Source organism: Halomonas sp. 113 (assembly GCF_904067645.1).
Lineage (GTDB): Bacteria > Pseudomonadota > Gammaproteobacteria > Pseudomonadales > Halomonadaceae > Vreelandella > Vreelandella titanicae.
Window position 1 is genome coordinate 1,882,562 of sequence record NZ_LR881453.1, and the last position, 20,728, is coordinate 1,903,289.

The 20,728-nt window shown below is 53.7% G+C and carries 19 protein-coding genes and 1 riboswitch; of the genes, 11 read left to right on the plus strand and 8 right to left on the minus strand.

Features of this window, described 5'->3' with window-relative positions:
* Positions 1 to 2 precede the first annotated feature (2 nt).
* From YERSI8AC_RS08810 to cysN, 4 genes are all read left to right on the plus strand, one after another.
* Positions 3 to 449 (plus strand): DUF1249 domain-containing protein, encoded by a 447-nt coding sequence (locus tag YERSI8AC_RS08810; protein WP_022524019.1) that lies wholly within the window; start codon positions 3 to 5, stop codon positions 447 to 449.
* Positions 449 to 1,213 carry a phosphodiesterase gene (locus YERSI8AC_RS08815; RefSeq protein WP_159176593.1) on the plus strand — a complete coding sequence of 255 codons (765 nt, stop codon included), beginning with the start codon at positions 449 to 451 and terminating at the stop codon, positions 1,211 to 1,213. Before YERSI8AC_RS08810 ends, YERSI8AC_RS08815 begins: the two co-directional genes overlap by 1 nt.
* Positions 1,214 to 1,400: 187 nt before the next feature.
* On the plus strand, positions 1,401 to 2,399 hold the full coding sequence (gene cysD, locus YERSI8AC_RS08820; protein ID WP_009287723.1) for a sulfate adenylyltransferase subunit CysD: 999 nt from the start codon (positions 1,401 to 1,403) through the stop codon (positions 2,397 to 2,399).
* Positions 2,399 to 3,841 carry a sulfate adenylyltransferase subunit CysN gene (gene cysN / locus YERSI8AC_RS08825; RefSeq protein WP_159176594.1) on the plus strand — a complete coding sequence of 481 codons (1,443 nt, stop codon included), beginning with the start codon at positions 2,399 to 2,401 and terminating at the stop codon, positions 3,839 to 3,841. The genes cysD and cysN overlap by 1 nt, the downstream gene beginning before the upstream one ends.
* 181 nt (positions 3,842 to 4,022) lie before the next feature.
* Here the strand turns inward: cysN and YERSI8AC_RS08830 are convergent, their stop codons facing one another.
* The 3 genes from YERSI8AC_RS08830 to YERSI8AC_RS08840 all read right to left on the minus strand — a co-directional run bounded on the left by YERSI8AC_RS08830 (position 4,023) and on the right by YERSI8AC_RS08840 (position 6,330).
* The gene (locus tag YERSI8AC_RS08830; protein WP_159176595.1) at positions 4,023 to 4,832 is read right to left on the minus strand and encodes a substrate-binding domain-containing protein; all 810 of its coding nucleotides are present in this window, start codon (positions 4,830 to 4,832) and stop codon (positions 4,023 to 4,025) included.
* A gap of 65 nt (positions 4,833 to 4,897) precedes the next feature.
* Positions 4,898 to 5,629: an ATP-binding cassette domain-containing protein gene (locus YERSI8AC_RS08835; protein WP_159176596.1), complete on the minus strand. Its 732-nt coding sequence runs from the start codon at positions 5,627 to 5,629 to the stop codon at positions 4,898 to 4,900.
* The gene (locus YERSI8AC_RS08840) at positions 5,626 to 6,330 is read right to left on the minus strand and encodes an ABC transporter permease (RefSeq protein WP_159176597.1); all 705 of its coding nucleotides are present in this window, start codon (positions 6,328 to 6,330) and stop codon (positions 5,626 to 5,628) included. The genes YERSI8AC_RS08835 and YERSI8AC_RS08840 overlap by 4 nt, the downstream gene beginning before the upstream one ends.
* Before the next feature lie 171 nt (positions 6,331 to 6,501).
* Between YERSI8AC_RS08840 and YERSI8AC_RS08845 the strand changes: the two genes are divergently transcribed.
* The 4 genes from YERSI8AC_RS08845 to YERSI8AC_RS08860 all read left to right on the plus strand — a co-directional run bounded on the left by YERSI8AC_RS08845 (position 6,502) and on the right by YERSI8AC_RS08860 (position 9,939).
* A complete protein-coding gene (locus tag YERSI8AC_RS08845; protein WP_159176598.1) occupies positions 6,502 to 7,389 on the plus strand; it encodes a helix-turn-helix transcriptional regulator in 888 nt (295 codons plus the stop codon).
* A gap of 109 nt (positions 7,390 to 7,498) precedes the next feature.
* Positions 7,499 to 8,062, plus strand: a complete 564-nt coding sequence (locus YERSI8AC_RS08850; protein ID WP_159176599.1) for a type 1 glutamine amidotransferase domain-containing protein — start codon at positions 7,499 to 7,501, stop codon at positions 8,060 to 8,062.
* Positions 8,062 to 9,180 (plus strand): App1 family protein, encoded by a 1,119-nt coding sequence (locus YERSI8AC_RS08855; protein ID WP_159176600.1) that lies wholly within the window; start codon positions 8,062 to 8,064, stop codon positions 9,178 to 9,180. The genes YERSI8AC_RS08850 and YERSI8AC_RS08855 overlap by 1 nt, the downstream gene beginning before the upstream one ends.
* Before the next feature lie 84 nt (positions 9,181 to 9,264).
* Positions 9,265 to 9,939, plus strand: a complete 675-nt coding sequence (locus YERSI8AC_RS08860; RefSeq protein ID WP_022524010.1) for a zinc metallopeptidase — start codon at positions 9,265 to 9,267, stop codon at positions 9,937 to 9,939.
* A gap of 149 nt (positions 9,940 to 10,088) precedes the next feature.
* Here the strand turns inward: YERSI8AC_RS08860 and YERSI8AC_RS08865 are convergent, their stop codons facing one another.
* The 5 genes from YERSI8AC_RS08865 to cmoA all read right to left on the minus strand — a co-directional run bounded on the left by YERSI8AC_RS08865 (position 10,089) and on the right by cmoA (position 14,532).
* Positions 10,089 to 10,823: a class I SAM-dependent methyltransferase gene (locus YERSI8AC_RS08865; RefSeq protein ID WP_022524009.1), complete on the minus strand. Its 735-nt coding sequence runs from the start codon at positions 10,821 to 10,823 to the stop codon at positions 10,089 to 10,091.
* 43 nt (positions 10,824 to 10,866) lie between these two features.
* A complete protein-coding gene (locus YERSI8AC_RS08870; RefSeq protein ID WP_236557276.1) occupies positions 10,867 to 11,838 on the minus strand; it encodes a thymidylate synthase in 972 nt (323 codons plus the stop codon).
* A gap of 63 nt (positions 11,839 to 11,901) precedes the next feature.
* Entirely contained in the window at positions 11,902 to 12,465 is a 564-nt protein-coding gene (locus YERSI8AC_RS08875) for an NUDIX hydrolase (protein ID WP_022524007.1), read from the minus strand.
* Positions 12,466 to 12,522: 57 nt separating this feature from the next.
* A riboswitch (TPP riboswitch) is annotated at positions 12,523 to 12,626 on the minus strand.
* A 131-nt stretch (positions 12,627 to 12,757) separates the two neighbouring features.
* Entirely contained in the window at positions 12,758 to 13,786 is a 1,029-nt protein-coding gene (cmoB, locus tag YERSI8AC_RS08880; protein WP_159176602.1) for a tRNA 5-methoxyuridine(34)/uridine 5-oxyacetic acid(34) synthase CmoB, read from the minus strand.
* 2 nt (positions 13,787 to 13,788) lie between these two features.
* Positions 13,789 to 14,532, minus strand: coding sequence for a carboxy-S-adenosyl-L-methionine synthase CmoA (gene cmoA / locus YERSI8AC_RS08885; RefSeq protein ID WP_159176603.1), 744 nt, complete (start codon positions 14,530 to 14,532; stop codon positions 13,789 to 13,791).
* Positions 14,533 to 14,691: 159 nt separating this feature from the next.
* On the opposite strand from cmoA, the gene pgi reads away from it, so the two are divergent.
* From pgi to YERSI8AC_RS08900, 3 genes are all read left to right on the plus strand, one after another.
* Positions 14,692 to 16,374 carry a glucose-6-phosphate isomerase gene (pgi, locus tag YERSI8AC_RS08890; RefSeq protein WP_159176604.1) on the plus strand — a complete coding sequence of 561 codons (1,683 nt, stop codon included), beginning with the start codon at positions 14,692 to 14,694 and terminating at the stop codon, positions 16,372 to 16,374.
* Between the two features lie 345 nt (positions 16,375 to 16,719).
* Positions 16,720 to 18,615: a DNA topoisomerase IV subunit B gene (parE, locus tag YERSI8AC_RS08895; protein ID WP_009287735.1), complete on the plus strand. Its 1,896-nt coding sequence runs from the start codon at positions 16,720 to 16,722 to the stop codon at positions 18,613 to 18,615.
* A gap of 173 nt (positions 18,616 to 18,788) precedes the next feature.
* On the plus strand, positions 18,789 to 20,708 hold the full coding sequence (locus YERSI8AC_RS08900; protein ID WP_159176605.1) for a methyl-accepting chemotaxis protein: 1,920 nt from the start codon (positions 18,789 to 18,791) through the stop codon (positions 20,706 to 20,708).
* Positions 20,709 to 20,728: the final 20 nt, after the last annotated feature.

The following is a 20,728-nucleotide window of genomic DNA, read 5'->3' on the forward strand; positions in this document are numbered from 1 at the left end:
ACATGGCGAGAACGGCCTATGTCACCGATTTAAAATCGCTCCAAGGGGAGTGCAGCGCCAACTATTTACGTCTGGTGCGCCTGGTGGGCGATATGGAGGCCGGCCAGCGCCGCGACATTGCCCTGCGCGGCGATAAGCAGCATTTCGGTGATCTGCATCTGTATATTCAAGAGCAGGCGCCTTATACCACCATGGTGAATGTGTCTCAGACCGGCCCGTTAGATACCGTTTTGGAAGGGCCGCGTATGCGCGTACATCTCTATCACGATGTGCGCATGGCGGAAGTGACCGACTTTCAGCGCGAGCGCCACTTTAGTGGCCGCTACCGCTACCCCAATGCCCGGATGCATCAGCCGGATGAGAAGCTTCAACTCAACCGCTTCTTGGGCGAGTGGCTGGCTCATGGCCTTGCTCACGGTCACACGGTCGACGTGCCGGAGATGCCCTAATGCGTGTGGTGCAAATTACCGACGCCCATCTCTATGCGGATACCGAAGCGCGTTCCCGGGCGGGCATACCCTGGCGGCAGTTTCAGCAGGTGTTGAATGCTGTTGTCGCCGAAAAGCCCGAGATCGTGCTGTTTACTGGTGATATTAGCCAGGATGAATCGGCCGCTTCCTACGCCTTGGCGGTGCAGGCGCTGGAGCAGTTGCCTTGCCCCTGGTACTGGCTGCCGGGTAATCACGATCAGCCCGAGTTCATGGCGGCCGAGCGGCCGATGGTTGAACAAGTGGACTTGGATTCGTGGCGCATCCTGTTGCTCAATACCCAGGTGGAGGGCAAACCCCACGGTGAACTGGGAAGCGAGCGGCTAGCTAAGCTCGCTGAACAGTTAGAGAACGATGACCGGCCCACGCTGATAGCCATGCACCACCCGCCGGTGGACGTCGGCGCGGTGTGGATGGATGCCATTGGCCTACAAGATCGCGACGCATTTTGGCAACTGCTAAGTAAACACCCGCACGTCAAGATCATCCTGTTTGGTCACGCGCACCAAGCCTACGTCGAGCATCATATTTTAGGCACAGGTAGAGGCATAGGTGAGGCCACTATTGATGTTTATGGCTGCCCGGCGATGGCCGATCAGTTTCTGCCCGGTGCCGAGCAGTTTGCCATTGATGAAGCTTCCCGCCCTGGCTATCGGGTTATCGATTTGGCGTATAGCGATGTCCAGGGAAGCGAGTGGCAGAGCTGGATAGAGCGCATTGATTAGACGTTAATTGCTCTCTTATTTCTCTCCCATTTCTGGATAGGTTTTTTAGGAATAAAAAGATAGTTATTAATTCTTTTGGGTTATTACCGGCTCGGCGTTACCCTACTCACATTCGAACGTACATTTATCTATAACGTACGCTGATTTTAGCTTGTGTGACGAGCTTGTTCTTGTGAGGTAAGGGGCCATGACCCAATTGTCTACATTGTCGTCAAAAGAGCGGTCTTCAGAGACGCGTTCTTCATCTTCAGCGACGCAGGGGGAGGCTTTTAATGCCCCTGATGCCGCGCGCTTGACCCACCTCAAGCAATTAGAAGCCGAGTCTATCCATATCATCCGTGAAGTTGCCGCTGAGTTCGCCAACCCGGTGATGATGTACTCCATCGGTAAAGATTCGTCGGTAATGCTGCACTTGGCGCGCAAAGCTTTTTACCCCGGTACACCGCCATTCCCGCTGATGCACGTGGACACCACGTGGAAGTTTCGCGAAATGATCGAGTTCCGTAACCGCATGGCTGAAGAGGCGGGTATGGAACTGATCGTGCACACCAACGAAGAGGGGCGGGCAGCCAATATCAACCCGTTCGACCACGGCAGCGCCAAATACACCGATATCATGAAAACCCAGGCGCTCAAGCAGGCGCTGGATAAGTATGGGTTTGATGCGGCCTTTGGTGGCGCGCGTCGTGATGAAGAAGCCTCGCGTGCCAAAGAGCGCGTCTACTCGTTCCGCGATAAGTATCACCGTTGGGATCCCAAGAACCAGCGCCCTGAGCTTTGGAACGTATATAACGCCAAGGTCAATAAAGGTGAATCGATCCGCGTGTTCCCACTCTCTAACTGGACCGAGCTGGATATCTGGCAGTACATCTACTTAGAGTCGATTCCCATCGTGCCGCTCTACTACTCGGCCAAGCGGCCCATAGTCGAGCGCGACGGTATGCAAGTTATGGTCGATGACGACCGTATGCCGTTAGCACCTGGCGAAGTGCCGGAAATGAAGTCGGTACGGTTTCGAACGCTTGGCTGCTACCCGCTAACCGGCGCGGTAGAATCCGAAGCCGCGACGCTTCCGGAAATTATTCAAGAGATGCTGCTGACCCGAACCAGTGAACGCAGTGGCCGCGCCATCGATCGCGATCAGGTGGGTTCGATGGAGAAGAAAAAGCGCGAGGGGTACTTCTGATGTCTCACCAATCTAATTTAATCGCCGATAATATCGAGCAGTACCTGCACGAGCACGAAAACAAAGACCTGCTGCGTTTTATCACCTGCGGTAGCGTAGACGACGGCAAATCGACGCTGATTGGCCGTCTGCTTCACGACTCGAAAATGATCTTTGAAGATCAACTGGCGGCGATCACTCAGGCTTCTAAAACCAGTGGTACTACTGGTGATACCGTTGATCTGGCGCTGTTGGTGGATGGGCTGCAGTCAGAGCGTGAGCAGGGCATTACCATCGATGTGGCGTACCGCTTTTTCTCTACCGATAAGCGCAAGTTTATTATCGCCGATACGCCTGGGCATGAGCAGTACACCCGCAATATGGCCACGGGGGCATCAACCGCCAGCCTGGCGATTATCCTGATCGATGCCCGCTACGGTGTGCAGACCCAGACTCGCCGCCATAGCTTTATTGCCGACCTGCTAGGTATTCAGCATCTGGTGATTGCGGTCAATAAGATGGATCTGGTGGACTTCTCCGAGCAGCGCTTCAACGAGATAGTCGATGAGTACCGCGCCTTTGCCACTAACCTCCAAGCACCGGATATTCGCTTTGTGCCGATGTCGGCACTGAATGGCGACAACGTGGTCAATCGTAGCGAACAAACGCCCTGGTATTTTAGCGATACTTACCAGGGGCAAACGCTGATCGAGCTATTAGAGAGTGTCGAGATTACCCGCGACCAGAACCTCAGCGATCTGCGTTTACCGGTTCAGTACGTTAACCGCCCGAACCTTGATTTTCGCGGTTACTGCGGCACCTTAGCCGCGGGTGTATTACGTCCTGGTCAAGCCGTTAAGGCACTTCCATCGGGTAAAACGTCGCGGGTTGCACGGATTGTCACTTTTGATGGTGACCTTGCGACCGCTTATCCAGGTCAGGCGATCGCTGTGACTCTGGAAGATGAAATCGATATCTCCCGTGGCGACTGGCTGGTGGCAGCGGATAGCGAACTGCCGCTCTCCAACACCTTTAAAGCCGATATTGTTTGGATGCAGGAAGAGGCGTTAACGCCAGGTAAGCTCTACGATTTCAAACTGGCGACCCGCGATCTTTCCGGTCAGATCAGTGCGATTGATTACCAAATCGACGTCAATACTCTGGAGAAGCATGCCACTCACTCGCTGGGGCTAAATGCTATTGCCCGCTGCGACGTGGAATTGACAGCTGCTATTCCCGTGGATGATTACCGCACCAGCCCCGGTACCGGTAGCTTTATCATCATTGATCGGCTGACCAACGTGACCGTAGGCGCCGGTATGATCCGCGGTACCGCCAGCGCCCCAGGCAATGCTTCAAACGCCACCGATTGGGCCGACTTTGAGCGTGACTTGAATGCCCTAGTGCGTAAGCATTTCCCTCACTGGGAAGCGAAAGATATCAGCGGTTTATTCAGCCGCTAACCGGCATAAGCTCTGGTCATGAGCCTCCTCACATCCGTGCGAGGAGTTCTCCTTATGTCATTGCGAGGAGCGAAGCGACGCGGCAATCTTGCTTTTGTCGCGGCAATCTCAAAGTTAGTGCCATCGCCGGTATGAGATTGCTTCGTCGCAAGCTACTCGCAATGGCGGTAGGTGATTAGATTTACTCAGCATTAGGGAAAAACAGCTGCTGACCATCTACCTCAAAATCCGCAATCGCTTGCTGGCCCTGTTCAGAAACCAGCCACTCGTGCCACTGGGCGGCGAGGTCGTGCTTCAAATGCGGGTGTCGCTCTGCCGAGAGCAATAGGCTGCCATACTGATTGAATAGCGCTTCATCGCCCTCAAACAGCAAGGTAAGGTCTTGTGGGTTGTCAAAGGCGACCCAGGTGGCGCGATCGGTAAACGTATAGGCGTCCATGCCCGCGGCGGTATTCAACGTAGGGCCCATGCCGCTGCCCAGCTCGCGGTACCACTCGCCCTGTGGCGTGACCCCAGCATCTTCCCATAAGCGCAATTCCGCGCGGTTCGTGCCGCTATCGTCCCCGCGTGAGGCGAAGGGGGACTCGCTCTCGGCAATGCGCTGCATGGCATCGATAACGGTGTCGCTATCACTAATGCCTGCAGGGTCATCGCTCGGGCCAACAATCACGAAATCGTTGTACATTACATTCAAGCGTTCTGTGGCGTAGCCATCGGCCACAAACTTTTCTTCACCTGCGGTGTCGTGAACCAGCAGGCTATCCGCATCGCCACGGCGACCAATTTCAAATGCCTGGCCGGTGCCCACGGCGACCACGTGCACATCAATCCCGGTCTCTTCGCTGAATGCGGGGATGATGGCGTCAAACAGGCCAGAGTTTTCGGTAGAGGTCGTGGAGGCCAGCGTAATGTAGTCATCGGCCGCCATCAGCGTAGCGCTGAAGGTCAGCCCTAGGGTGCCAGCGGTGATAAGTGCGGTAGTTTTGTTCATTTTTGCTCCTTGATCGCTTTTCATGAATCGTTTTACTTCAATCCTAGGGCTCACTCATATTGGAGCTACCAGACCAACTCGCCGCGAATAAACGCCCCCGCCTCAGGTGAGGTGGGGGCGGTAAAAAAGTCGCGGGCAGGGGTGTGTTCAAGTAGTTCGCCGTTGTGCAAAAACACCACGTCATTGGCTAAGCGATGTGCTTGGTACAAGTCGTGAGTGGTCATAACGATACGTGTACCGCTGTGATGAAACTCCAGTACGGCATCTTCAACGGCCTTGATGGCGGCGGGGTCGAGCGCCGAGGTGGGTTCGTCTAAAAACAGAACTTGGGGATTGAGCAGCCAGGCCCGTGCCAACGCTAAACGCTGCTGCTCGCCGCCGGAAAGCACCCGCGCAGGCCGTTTGGCTAGGTGTGCTAAGCCAAACTTCTCAAGGGCACTCATCGCCTGGGTTTTTCGAGGTAACGCTTTCAGTTCTGGACGCGCCACTTTATTGATGGCTAGCACATAGGTCAGGTTATCCAGCGCTGAGCGGCGTAACAGCACAGGGCGTTGGAAAACCATGGCTTGCGCAGGCTGAGCCCCTTGCCAGCGAACCGAACCGCTGGAGGGCGTTAGTAGGCCGTGAGCTAGACGCATTAATAGGCTTTTGCCCGCACCGTTCGGCCCCATTATTAGCGTTCGCTGGCAGCCTGCAAGGCGCATCGATGTGGGACTAAGCAGGGTATGGCCGCGATGGATAAAGTTCACGCTGTCGAGCTCAAGGGTGGCGACGGGGGGCGTATGATGTGCGTTCATCCCAGCCGCCTTTTCGCCGTTTCGCCGATTATGTGGGCAATCGCGTTAATCATGGTGACCAGGGCGAGCAGAATGATCCCTAAGCCAAGGGCCATAGGCAGGTTGCCCTTGCTGGTTTCCAACACAATGCTGGTGGTCATCACGCGGGTGACGCCGTCGATGTTCCCGCCCACAATCATCACTGCGCCCACCTCGGCGCTGGCGCGGCCAAAGCCTGCCAGGATCACCGTTAACAGCCCAAAGCGTGCGTCCCATAGCAGGGTGGGGATCATGCGTAGGCGCGTTAGCCCCAGTGAGTTCAACTGCTCGGCATACTCTCCGTAAAGCGCTTCAACCTGCTGGCGGGTGAGGGCGGCAATAATGGGTAGTACCAGGATCACTTGGGCTATCACCATCGCTGTTGGCGTAAACAGCAGCCCCCATTCACCCAGTGGGCCTGCCCGCGAAAGCAGTAGGTAGACACAAAGCCCTGCCACGACTGGCGGTAAGCCCATCAGGGCATTGAGGGCGACAATCACGACGTTACGTCCAGGAAAGCGCCATAGCGCCAGAGCAGCGCCTAAGGGCAGGGCTATCAGGCTGGCAATCAATACCGCCATCAGCGATACCTGCAGCGAGAGCATCACGATGGAGATTAGCGCGCTATCCATACTCAGGATCAGGGTGAGAGCAGTACTAAAAGCATTATCACTGGTGAGCATTGAGCGTCGGTTTCACTTTTGTATGAAGAGCTGTTGTAGGAAAACTGTTATCTGAGAATTGGCATGATGTATCGAAAAATGACTTAATGCACTGCGTCCTGAAATTTATGCAGTCATATGCAGTTAAAATACAAAAGAGGTTTGCATTTTACCCAGCGAGGCTACCTTGCGATGTCTGAACCACATACTTACCTGACCACCGCAGAAGTCGCTGACTATTTGCGTTTAAAAGAGCGCAAGGTGTATGACTTGGTGCGCCAAGGCCAGATTCCCTGTAGTCGGGTAACGGGAAAGTTGCTGTTTCCCCGCCAACAGATCGATTTATGGGTGCTGAACCATTTAGAAGGCGATCAGGCGCAGCGTTTATCAGTGCCGCTAGTAGCAGCCGGTAGCCAGGATCCACTGTTGGAGTGGGCTATTCGGGAAAGCGGCTCTGATTTGGCGATGCTCTGCCAAGGCAGTGGCGACGGCGTGCGGCGGTTGCTTGACGGCAAGGCGATGCTGGCGGGCATTCATCTGCTGGATGCTTCTACTCAGCGCTATAACGAACCCAGCGCGCTCGGCTTAAGCGGCATGCGTGATCTGTTGATAGTGCATTGGGCAAAGCGCCGCCAAGGGCTGCTTTTACCCGCTGGCAACCCGATGAGCATCTCTGGGCTAAATGATTTAAAACGGCCCGGGATCCGCGTGGCGCATCGCCAGCCCGACGCTGGAGCAGCACGGTTGCTGCACTGTTTGCTACAACAAGCAGGCATTGAAAGCTTGGCGATCAACTGGGCGCCCCATGCCTCCTTAAGTGAAGATGATTTGGCGCTTAGCATTGGTCAGGGTGAGGCGGATGTTGGGCTGGGGGTTGAAGCCGCCGCCCATCGCCAGCACCTCGGCTTCGTGACACTTTGCGATGAGCCGTTTGATTTGATTATGCAGCGGCGCAGTTATTTCGAACCTTCAATACAGCGCCTGTTGGCGTTTGCTCATCAAGCGCGTTTTGCCGAGAGGGCAACACAGTTAGGGGGTTATGATGTTGCTGAGCTAGGAAGGATTGTGCATAACGCCTAGCGCGCTATTCGCTAATCTGCGGTGTCAGCAGGAGAGCTTGACCCTGATTCAATATACGCCACACTAGTGGGGCGTTACTAACGCAAATCATCACGAAAAGGAGAGCATGATGAAACAAGGACTAAACGGTAAGCGTGTTGCTATTTTAGCCGCAGATGGTTTTGAAGAGTCTGAGCTGAGCGTACCGCGCGCCGCCTTACAGAAAGAGGGTGTTGAGGTTCATGTGGTCACCCCCGACGGTAAAGGAGTCCGCGCTTGGGCGGAAACCGACTGGGGCGACACCTATGAAGCCGATAAAGCCCTTGCTGATGCCAGTGAGTCTGACTACCACGCCTTGGTACTGCCGGGTGGTTTATTCAACCCCGATGAACTGCGCATTAACGACGATGCCTTGAGTTTTGTAAAAGGGTTTTTCCAGGCAGGTAAGCCTGTTGCTGCTATTTGCCATGCGCCGTGGATTTTAATTAATGCGGGCGTGGTTGAAGGCCGCCGCATGACCTCGGTACACAGCGTCGCGCAAGATTTACGCAATGCCGGCGTTGAGTGGGTCGATGAGCCAGTTGTTGTGGACAGCGGTCTTGTGACCAGCCGTACGCCGAAGGACTTGGATGCCTTTAACGCCAAGTTACTCGAAGAGCTGCAGGAAGGGCGTCACTCCGGTCAACACGCTTGATGAGCGTATTGCGTCAGTGGACAAGCTTTATCAAAAGGCTTGTCCACGTTATTGCCAAACCTATCAAAGGAGACAGTAGCCGCGGCGGAATGGTGGTTCATCCTTACCGCGGCTATGGTTCCCAGCGTGAAGTTTTTGTCATGGGCCGGGTGTTTCGCCAAGCCGCACTAGGTCGAGCCATTCCTCGCCATGGCATGCTACGCGATACTGCGGACGTGGCACGGCGCGTTTTACGCCGGGGGCTGGCCGATGCGCAGGTAGAAATTCACATCGGCGAAAATAAGCTCTGCGTCGGCACGGATCGAGATGGCTATTACGACGTCCACTTACCGATTAGTCACACCCTGCCCATTGATGTCTCCTGGCACCGCGCCGATATTTTAGTGCATTGCTCGGGGCAGACGCCGGTACGTACTCACGTAGAAGTTTATGTACCTCCGTCAGAGGCGGATTTGCTGATCATCAGTGATATTGATGACACCGTTATGTTTACCGGGGTGGCGGAAAAGCTCAAAATGCTTTATCGCTTATTTGTTAAAAAACCTCATCGCCGCACCGCTTTCCCCGGTGTTGCGCCGCTTTATCAAGCTTTACATCGTGGCGTTAGTGAACGCGCTGAGCGGCCCATTTTGTATGTATCCCGTAGCCCTTGGGCGATATACGAAATGCTCGAAACCTTTTTTCAGATCAACCGCATCCCCGTTGGGCCGATTATCTTTTTACGCGAATGGGGCATCTCTTTGCGCAAGCCTTGGCCGCGCCGTGCAGAAGAGCATAAGCGCGAACTGATCGACCGTATGTTGACGCTTTATAATGATATGCCGTGTATTCTCATTGGCGATAGCGGTCAACACGATCCAGAAGTGTATACCGAGATAGTGAAAGCCTACCCAGATCGGATTAAAGCGATTTATATTCGTCAAGTGGATAAAAACCCCAGGCGCGAGCAGGCGATCCAGCGGTTGCGGGATGAGTTGGCCGGCATCCAGTGTGATTTAGTGCTCGCCGCAGATAGCGTGCTGATTGCCGAACACGCCCACGCCCAGGGCGATATCTCTGCCCACGGCTTAGCGGCAGTACAGCGCGAAGTTGAGGAGCACCGCAACGATCCCGCATAACGCTGTTGCCAAGTCAGTCCCCATGGTAAAAGTACGCTACGAAGAAGTGTGTTTAACGACGGTTATTTGTAGATAGGGGCTGCCATGGTTGTTGTGCTGATCATTTTTGCGCTGGCAGTATTTGTGCTCCCCAATGTTTGGGCCAAGTGGGTGCTTAAACGCCATACCCGCGGCCGTGACGATTACCCGGGCACGGGTGCAGAGCTTGCCGATCATTTGCTGCGCCGACTGGGGATTGAGGGCGCAAGCGTTGAGCGCACTGAGTATGGTGACCATTATGACCCAGAAACCCGCTGCGTACGTCTTTCACCGGATAACTACGATGGGCGTTCGCTAACGGCCGTCACGGTGGCTGCCCATGAAGTAGGGCACGCCATTCAGCATCACCAGGGTTACGCGCCGCTACTGGCGCGTAGCCGCTTAGTCGGCGTTGCCCAAAAAGCTGAGAAACTCGGCGCTGTACTGATGATGGCTGCACCTTTTCTGTTTTTATTGACGCGTCTGCCGGGTGGTTTGGCCATTGTAATTGCCATGGCGGTGATCAGCTTTGGCACCGCAGCGTTGGTACATTTGGTGACTCTGCCGGTTGAGTTTGATGCCAGCTTTAACCGCGCGCTGCCGCTCTTGAAAGAGTACGTCCCGCCTTACGATATGCCCGGTGCCCGGCACGTACTCACCGCCTGCGCGTTTACCTACGTGGCCGCCTCGCTGGCCAGTGTTATGAACCTGGGACGCTGGCTGGTGATTTTGCGGCGGTGAGCGTGTATTGAAGCTGTGTTTTCAGTGCCACTAAGTGTCTATGCATAATTTTTCGTGCATTAAAGGTTATAAAAAAATCAGTAGCTTACTAGATATTTATACCTGATTTACTTTTGCATAGGCACTTAGTTAATACCTATTGTCTGTCTTTATTGCTTTGTGGCGCGCAGTAGAATATAGGGTTTTGTGTCCTGTAGAGTGCGGAATTCACTCGTATGAACTGGCAACTGCGAATTGTCAAATGGTAGATTACGCTCTGTGGTTAGTGAAAGCCCCGCTGCGGCGAATGTATTTCGATATGTGGATAAACCCCATTGTTTGTCGACAATCTCTAATGGTTGCTGCCTTCCCGGTATCGTGAGGTAGACTGGGCGATTATCTCCGTCTTGATAGGAAATACCATGCTCTCCATTGCGGTAGGTCGGATAATCGACTCCGGTGGTTTGAGGATGAGTGTCGAGGATGTAATAGGAGCCGCCAGGTTTAAGTATGCGCATTACTTCCGTAGTGATGCGTACTAGTTCACGTCTTTCGGGAATGTTAATAAACAGAAAACAACTAATGACAGCTTCAAAACTGTTATCAGGAAATGGCAAATTTGGACCATGGATTTGCTCAAAGCGAAGACGGTTAGTGCCTGCGGATATTGCTTTTTCAATCATTGTTGGAGAGATGTCAACACCGGTGACATAGTCGAATCCGTCGTCTCTTAATCTTCTGGACACTTTGCCGCTGCCACAGCCGTAGTCCAATACACTAATTCCCTTGCCATAAGAGCAGGTTAACTCCGCGATGAGTGGTTGATAGCCAAAAGCATTCTCCACCCAATCATCATAAGCGTCAAAAAGCTCGGCGATATTTTGTTCAGTCCAATTAGTATTCATAAAAATAAATCCCCTAATATTTGCTCATGTATGAATGCTTGTACTATCCCCAGCGATTAATAAGAAACGGTTGATAGTAGGGGTTAATTATCTCTAACGCCTTTTGAGGCAGCGCATTCCCTATCTTGATTTGGCGATAGATCCAGAACAACATCAGCACATCTCGCCAATACGTCGTTAGGTTAAGATTAGCCATATCATTAAACGTCAACAAGCCGCTACGGATCTCTGACTCATATTCCAATAGTTTGCGTATGGTCGTCGGGGAGGTGCCAATTGGCATTAAAGGTACTGTGCCTGGCTGGGGTATAGTTTCATTACTATTCAAAAGTTCAAGCGCACGCTCATGTGTGCTTTCATAGACGTGAATAGAACCAACTTGATGTGTGTAGTGACCGATTTTGCAGCCTATGCGGGCAGCAATATACTCTTGCAAGAAAGTAAAAGAGAAAATATCGTTCAGCATGCCAACGTAGGCATCATTTGCACGCATATAGCTGACCATGTTCAACTTTTCTTCGCGGAGTAGCAACTGAAGACCCAAGGTACATGAAACGTCGATATTGCGTCGATAAAGATCTTCTTCCGCACTAAATATTTGAAGGACAGCGCGCTTACTGTCGGGATCGTCATTTTTAAGGATATCAATCACTCGTTCGATTTGATCGAGCGTGTCTGCACCAAAGTTTTTAAGACGAGCTCCGTAACCAGTACCAGGTAAGCTTATACCATCTGGGCTGTAGCGTTGCATTGAAGGGGCGTACCAGGAAATAAATGCTAAGTCGTTTTTACCTGATAAATACCATAACGCTTCTGCATAATTAAAAACAACATTTTGTTTGCGTATTTTGCTTAGACAAAAACGATCAGGAGGATTGTCGAGTCGGATATTGAAGCCAATGAGTTCTCGCTCTTTATTTCCTCTAGGTGAGTTAACATATTCATATTCAAAGCAGATTTTATGCAGTGTATCTCTGTAGAGGCTGGTGAAATTCGTATAATGTTTGTGCATCATTATATTCATCTCTTTCGGTGGACAAAGAGGCGTATTTTGCTGATACGAATGATGGCGAGTAGTTTAAAAAGCTGAATTGGAGCTGTGAATCGCGTTTGATTTTTCTTTGACGATCAAACTGTGCAAATTAAAGGCTTTCACGACAGTATCTGCGACGTGATCAGCTAAGGCTTCATTGAAGTTGAGTTTTCCGTTTATAACTTTCGCCCAGCGGCAGTCCGCAGCATCATCACCAGGCCGTAGCTCGCCATCAACGTAGTGACATAAAAGGGCAACCAAGGCGAAGTGGTGGTGACTTCCCTCTGGGTCATATCCGATTACTTCTACTACATCAATTAACGGTCCTACCAATGCTGTGATACCGGTTTCCTCCATTAATTCGCGCTTTGCTGCACAATGTAGGCTTTCTCCCGGTTCCACTGATCCTCCGGGGAAGCCCCAAGTGCCCCGTTGAGGTTCTTTACTGCGTTGGACGAGGAGAACTTCATTATTACGCAGAGTTACGGCGATTGCTGCCAAGCGTGGCTTGGCAAGTACGGAGTTCAGGCGGTTTTTATCAGACGTGTTAAAAGGGGAGGTACTACTGAGCGTAGATGCGTTAGCGGGCGTTGAGTTACCTTGCGACACGATACACTCCTGCATTGAGATTCGGATAATACAGGCGTAGGTGTCAAAACAGATTCATATATGGTTTATGTCCGTTCCTACGCCGGTATCAGCCGGATCAGGTTCAAAGGGTTTGGATAACTCCATCTCAGCCTGAATAATAGGCACCCCTCGGAAAAGTTACTGTTACTATGAGTTTTAGTATAAGTCAATATTTGGGGGGCAATTCAATGCGGCGGCTTGGCGGACGCCGGGGCGGTTTTGACACCTTCTTCGCACACTTGGCTAACGGCTAACGGCTAACGGCTAACGGCTAACGGCTAACGGCTAATTGGCCCGGCTTATTCGCCAAAATCACCGCCCGCCGCGGTGCAGGGTAGCCTTCAATGGTGCGGGTGCGGTCGTTGGGGTCGAGAAAATCAGCCAACGATTGGTAGGTCATCCACTCCGTCGAGCGCTGCTCGTCTAACGTGGTAACGGCTTCATCGACCACGCGCACGTTGGTAAAGCCGCAGCGCTCCAGCCAGTGGCAGAGTGCTTGAGAAGAGGGCAGGAAGTAGACGTTGGGCATGGCGGCGTAACGTTCGCCGGGCACAAATACGGTCTGCTCGTCGCCTTCGACTACCAGGGTTTCTAGCACCAGCTCGCCGCCCGGAACTAACGCGGCTTTTAGCTGCTGAAGATGTTCCAACGGGGCAGGGCGATGGTAGAGCACGCCCATGGAAAATACCGTATCGAAAAAGCCCAGATTCTCAGGCACATCTTCAATGCCCACGGGTAAAAACTGCGTTTTGCCGCCATCCGCATCACCCACAAAGTGGCGTACTGCCTGAAACTGCCAGTAGAAACGTGGCGAAGGGTCGATGATTAGCACAAAAGCAGCACCTGCCCCGGCCATCCGCCAAGCGTGGTAACCGCTGCCGCCACCCACATCGAGCACTTTGCGATATTTTAGCGGTGCCAGGTGTGGCGCCACTCTTTGCCACTTCCAGTCAGAGCGCCACTCGGTGTCGATATAAATGCCGCCTAGCTGAAAAGGGCCTTTACGCCATGGGGCAAGCTTTCTAAGCAGGTTAAAGCATTGGCGCTGCTGGCTATCGCTAAGATCGAGATCAACGCTGACGGTGTCGCTGTTTAAATCCACGCGCCGCTCGGCGGGCAGCACCGGAAGCTTGGCCACGGCTTTTTCCCAGGCGGATAAATCGCCGTGGCGGTTACGGTCAAGCCCGTGAGCTAACTGCTCGGGAAGCTTCGCTAACCAGGGCGTTAGTGAGGCATCAAGCGTAGCTTGATCTAAAAACGCCTGATAAATTGCGCGATGATCGTCGGGTAGTGGCGCCACCTTTAACCCTCCTTAAACGCAATCAGTGAGGCAAAGTTAAGGTACTGGAACCAGGTCATCGAACGTGGAAAACCTGCTTGTTTCAAACGACCATGAAGTGCATCGAGGGTATCCGGCACCAGTACGTTCTCAAGAGCGGTGCGCTTCTGGCTGATTTCCAGATCACTGTAGCCATTGGCGCGCTTGAAATCGTGGTAGCGTTCTACCCGCCAGGCGTTGTCGCGCTCGTCGGCGTCGACGGTTTTCTCCGAGAGAATCAGCACGCCGCCGGGTTCCAGCGCTGCATAAAGCCGCGCCAGTAGTGCATCGCGGTCGGCGGCGGGTAGAAACTGTAGGGTAAAATTGAGAATGATCATGCCCGAAGATGCATACTCGAGGGTACGAATGTCGGCTTCTTCGACCTGCATAGCGTACGCTGGGCACTCGTCAGCAAAGGTTTGCTGAGCCTGGGCGACCATGGCGGGCGATAGGTCAACGCCCGTATAGCGAAAGGCGTCAGGCGCCAGCGCCCCTGCCAGCGCAAGGCCGGAAGCGCCCAGCGAACAGCCTAGATCATAGACATGGGCGCCATGGCGCAGGTGGCGCTGGGCAATTAAGCTCAACATGCCAAGAATTTGCCCGTAGCCGGGTACCGATCGGCGGATCATGTCAGGAAAGCAGGCGACCACCTTTTCGTCGAAAGAGAACCGCGCGACTCGGTCAAGGGGTGTCGAAAAGATAGCGTCACGGTAAGATGCATCACTCATGGGCAAGCCGGGATCATGGAAAAGGCGTGCTAGTTTACGCGCCCTTAATTGACTAGAACAGGCCTGTCTAGCACAGACTCGTTTAGAACAGCCCTGTTTAAGGTTATTAACCTGTTTAATGAACCCCGCTGCAAGGATCGACGCCACTGGAGAAGCTAAATGGCCTCAGCATCAAGCGCTACACCCGATACGTTACCGGCATGGCAGACGTTAAAGCATCACGCTGAAACGCTGCAGCATGTCCACTTGAAAACGCTGTTTGGCACCGAGCCTTCCCGCTGGGAAAGCTTTACTCGCCAGGTGGCGGGCTTGACGCTGGATCTTTCCAAGCAGCGCTGGGATGATGATACCCTCGAACATCTGTTTACGCTGGCTAGTGAAGCGTGCGTACCCTCTGCTATTGAAGCGCTGTTGAGCGGTAAGCGAGTGAACGTCAGCGAAAACCGCCCGGCGTTACATACGGCGCTGCGTTTACCCGCCGATGCGACGCTTGAGGTTGAGGGGGAAGATATCGTCGCTGCCGTGCATGAAAGCCTTGCCCAAATGGAGCGCTTGGTCAGCCGGCTGCACGCAGGGCAGTGGCGTGGTGCCACCGGCAAGCCGATTCGGCATGTGGTTAACCTGGGTGTAGGCGGTTCAGATCTAGGCCCACTAATGGTCACCCATGCCTTGGCAGATTTCCGACCCAAAGATATTCATCCGGTTGAGGTGCATTTTGCCTCCACCATGGATGGCTCCCAGTTAGCGGACTATCTGAGCCGGTTGAATCCTGAAACCACTATCTTTGTGTTGTCATCCAAGTCGTTCACCACCATTGATACACTTTCCAACGCTAACACCGCACGGGAGTGGTTACTTAGCCGCTTGACCCAGCATGGTGCGACGCCGATTAGCGCTGAGTTGGTGGTGCGTCAGCACTTTATTGGTGTGTCGGCGAGCCCTGAGAAAATGACCGAGTGGGGCATTGCTGACGATCATCAATTAACCTTCTGGGAGTGGGTAGGCGGGCGCTACTCGCTATGGGGCACCATTGGTTTACCCATTGCGCTGGTGGTTGGGATGGCGAATTTCCGCGAGTTTTTAGCCGGTGCGCACGCCATGGATCGCCATTTTGCTGAGGCAGAAATGGCGGAGAACCTGCCCGTGCTGCTGGCGTTAGCGGGAATCTGGAATGTCAACTTCCTGGATATCCGTGCGCACTCCATTCTGCCCTACGATGGGCGCTTGGAGTATTTCGCCGCCTATCTTGAACAGCTTGAGATGGAGTCCAACGGCAAGTCGGTTACCCGTCAAGGCCAGCCGATTAACTACTCCACCTGCCCTGTGCTCTGGGGGCAGCTTGGCCCCAACGCCCAGCATGCGTTTTATCAGCTATTGCATCAGGGCACTCAACCGGTGGTGTGTGATTTTATCGCGCCGCTCAAGCGCTACGATGAGGTGGAAGATCCAGATACCCGCCGCCACCTTAAAACCCAGCATCGCCTGGCACTGGCCAACTGTTTTGCGCAGTCCCGCGTATTAATGCTTGGTGATGACGCTTTGGAAGACGACGGCCCACGGCCAGAGCACAAGCGTTATCGGGGTAACCAGCCCTCGACAACGGTGCTGCTTGACCAGCTCACCCCGGCGACCCTGGGTTCGCTTATCGCCCTTTACGAGCACAAAGTCTTTGTTCAGGCGGTGATTTGGGATATCAACCCGTTCGATCAGTGGGGCGTTGAGCTAGGCAAACAGATTGCCACGGATACCCAAAAAATTATCGACCATGAGGGAGATCTATCGCGGATGGATGCTTCCAGTAAGGGATTGATTGAAGCATTTTGGGCGGCTGAGCAGGAGTGAGCGGTGCAATTTTGTCGCTAGTATATTGTGAGCACATACAGAAAGGGCGCCGTGGATAAGTCGTAGAGGGGGTCATTTGCCATGGCCGGAATATGTTCCATACAATTCCGGCATTTCCGCCGTCCATGGCGGGCAGATGGCAAATGTAGCGCCCAGGGATGGGGTTACAGCGCCCCCTCGTAGACTTATCGACGGGGAAGCCCTTTCCGCTTTGCCATTGATAAGCATGGCTAGATATACAGCTTTTTGCTTTTCCGCTATCCTGTGCCTCTTTGCAAGTCGGCAATGACACTTTTCAGCATTTGATATGGCTGCCAGTACGATTTTTCAGGGAACCGACGTTACATGACCCAGTTTGATGCCTCTCAGTACGGCGCGAGTTCCATCGAAGTCCTGTCGGGCCTCGAGCCGGTACGTAAGCGTCCCGGTATGTATACCGACACCACACGCCCCAACCACCTTGCTCAAGAAGTGATTGATAACAGCGTCGATGAAGCGCTAGCGGGCCACGCCACCATGATTAACGTCGTGCTGCATAGCGACGGCGGGATTGAGGTGCAGGATAATGGCCGTGGTATGCCCATCGACCTACACCCTGAACACGGTGTTTCGGGCGTTGAACTGATATTTACCAAATTGCACTCGGGTGGCAAATTCTCCTCCACTAGCTACCGCTTCTCCGGCGGCCTACACGGGGTAGGTGTCTCGGTGGTTAATGCGCTATCGCGCCGGTTGGATGTCGAAGTTACCCGGGATGGGGCACGCCATGCCATGGCCTTCGAGTTCGGTGAGAAAGTCGAAGAGCTGCATGAAATTGGTAAAGCCCCCAAGCGGGCAAGTGGCACTTTGGTGCGTTTCTGGCCGGATGAGAGCTACTTCGATAGCCCCAAGTTAGCGCTAACCCGGTTGAAACACCTGCTGCGTGCCAAAGCGGTGCTGTGTCCCGGCTTGAAAGTCACGCTGGTAGAACCTGACGGCACTTCCACAGAGTGGGAGTTCGCCGATGGTTTGCGCGACTACTTAGTTGAAGCCACCGATGGTTATGAAGTACTGCCCAAGGAGCCTTTTGTAGGCCACTTCAATGACGACGAGCACGGTGTCGATTGGGCGATTCAATGGCTACCAGAAGGCGGCGAAGCGCTGCTGGAGAGCTACGTTAACCTTATTCCCACCCCTCAGGGCGGTACCCATGTAAACGGCTTTCGTTCCGGGCTGCTGGACGCGCTGCGGGAATTCTGCGAATACCGCAACTTGTTGCCCCGCGGCATCAAACTCACCGCTGATGACCTTTGGGAGCGCACCTCCTTTGTGCTCTCAGTGAAGATGCTCGACCCGCAGTTTGCCGGGCAAACCAAAGAGCGGCTGTCATCGCGCACGATTGCCGGTTTTGTTTCCGGCGTGGTTAAAGATGCTTTCTCGCTATGGCTGAACCACCATGTGGATCAAGCCGAAGCGATTGCCGAGCTGGTCATCAGCGCGGCGCAAAATCGCCAGAAAAAAGCCAAAAAAGTCGCCCGTAAAAAGGTCACGTCCGGCCCGGCCTTGCCCGGTAAGCTAGCGGACTGCTCCGGCCAAGACCCTGCCCAGAGTGAGCTGTTTTTGGTCGAAGGGGACTCCGCTGGCGGCAGTGCCAAGCAGGCGCGTAACCGCGAGACCCAGGCGATACTGCCCCTGCGCGGTAAGATCCTGAATACCTGGGAAGTGGAAACGCACGATATCTACGGTTCCCAGGAGGTGCACGATATCGCCGTCGCCATTGGCGCTGACCCCGGCAGCGCTGATCTGGAAAAGCTGCGCTATCACAAGATCTGTATTCTCGCCGATGCCGACTCCGATGGCTTGCACATTGCCACGCTACTGTGCGCGCTGTTTGTACGCCATTTTCCGAGCCTGGTAGACGCAGGCCATGTGTATGTCGCCATGCCACCTCTTTACCGTATCGATCTGGGTAAAGAAGTGCACTACGCCCTGGATGAGAGCGAAAAAGCCGCCATTCTCAAGCAACTGGCCAATAAGCGTGGCACACCTAATGTGCAGCGCTTTAAAGGTCTGGGTGAGATGAGCCCGCTACAGCTACGTGAAACCACCATGTCGACGGAAACCCGTCGCCTTGTGCAACTGACGTTGACCGTCGGCGACGGCACCATGGAAATGATGGATATGCTGCTGGCCAAGAAGCGTGCCGGTGATCGCAAAAAATGGCTGGAAGATTACGGCAATCTTGCCGATATCGAAGTGTAGGTAAAAGCAGACAAGCGTTAACAAGCCGTTGTTACAGTAACGCGTACTTTAGCCGATAGTTGAATGTAGAGCTTACATACTAAAAAGACGTAATAAACGTACATTCATATATAAGGGGAAGGCTTTTGTTTAACACGATATCTCGACAGTTAACGCTGTCTGCAGTCGTACTTATGCTTCTGATGGCGGCCAGTATTTACGGCGTAATGGCGTGGCGAGGTCAGCCGCTGGTTATCGATGCGAGCCAGTCATTGATAGAGCGTACGGGGGGCTCGATTGTCAATGCGCTCAATGGTCAATTAGCCCGGGTCGAAGGCAATACATCGAGCTTGGCGGCTTTGGCCGAATCGCTGCCGCGTGAAGAAGCCATTTACCTTGAGGCCTTGCCAAATGTCGTTGATGACAACGGCAATGCCACGGTGGCGGGCGGCGGTATTTGGCCTGAACCCGGCGCATTTTCCTCGGGTGTCGAGCGCTTTAGCTTTTTTTGGGCACGCAATGCCCAGGGCGAGCTGGAATTTTTGGATGACTATAACGCAAGCGATATTGCCGCCTATCATGATGAGGCATGGTACAGCAGTGCCCGTGATGCGACCCCCGGGCAGTGTGTTTGGTCTGCTGCTTATCGCGATCCGGCGACCGGCGTCGCGATGGTGACCTGTAGTGTGCCTTATTACCTCGATAATGACTTTGCAGGTGTGGCCACCATTGATATGCAGTTAAACGGTGTTGCTGAGTTTCTCGCCGAAAATGGTGGTGGAACGGGCGGCTATGCCTTTGTACTGGATAAAGATCACAACGTGATTGACCTACCGGGCGTTGAGCAGGCGTCGGATGAAATGCGCGGCCTGGGCGATTTAGTGGGGGATATGCCTTGGCTTCAGCCCGTTGTAGAGGCCGTTGAGGCTGGCCGTGATGAGGCCAATGTAGAAAGTGCGGGCGTATTGGACGAGCCTGCGGCAGTGCGTTTGTTTGATATGCCAGACACTGGCTGGACACTCGGCTTGGTAACGCCTAGCGAACAGGTAACAGCCTTGGCGCGCACCTTAACGCGTGATTTATTGATGTTTATTTTACCGCTGTTGGCGCTGCTGCTCGCGCTAGGCTGGTGGGGTGGGCGTATCTTGTTACGTCAGATTCGCAGCACTACTGGGCAGATTGATCAACTGGGCCAGGGCGGTTCCAGTCGTGAACTGACCATTTATCGCGATGATGAAATCGGCGAGCTACGCGGTGCTGTGAATCGCTACGCGGAGAAGTTGCAGCGCCTGTTTGGTGATGTGCGTGGCGTAGCGGATGCCATTGCCAGTGAATCGACGGAAATTGCCGCGGGCAATACCGAGCTTTCTAGCCGCACTGAGCAGCAAGCGGCTTCTCTGCAAGAGACTTCTTCTACGATGGAAGAGATGGCCGCTACGGTGAAGCGCAATGCTGATAACGCTCAAGAGGCGGATCAGCGAGCGAAAGAGTCAGCAGAAAAAGTGAAACAAGGTGGAGAGCAGGTATCACGGCTGGCGCAATCCATGGAGGCTATCAACGCAAGCTCTACTGAGGTCTCTTCGATAGTCGATGTGATTGAAAACATTGCCTTCCAAACCAATATTTTAGCGTTAAATGCCTCTGTAGAGGCGGCGCGAGCCGGTGAACATGGGCGTGGCTTTGCCGTAGTGGCCAGCGAAGTACGTGAGCTGGCGTCGCGTAGCGCTGCTTCTGCCAGAAACATTAATGGGCTGATTAAAACCACCTCAGAGCAGATTGCCACCGGTAGTGGCTATGCTCAAGCAGCTGAATCCGCCATGAAAGATATCGTGGTGGCGATTGAAGAGGTTACTGCACGTATTAGCGAAATCAGCCAAGCGTCTGGCGAGCAGACCAACGGTATTGATGAGATCAACCGGGCGGTCACGCAAATGGATACGGTGACGCAGCAAAATGCCGGGTTGGTTAGCGAAGCGGCGAGTGCTGCCAATGAGCTGTCATTACAGGCTCAGCGCTTAAAAGGGCTGTTAGACGAGTTTCACGGTAGTTCTCAAGAAGCGTCATCTACGGCAGCGCTATCCAATGCATCAAACGAAAGGTATCAATTAACATAGCGAGCCATGTTAAGTGGCCG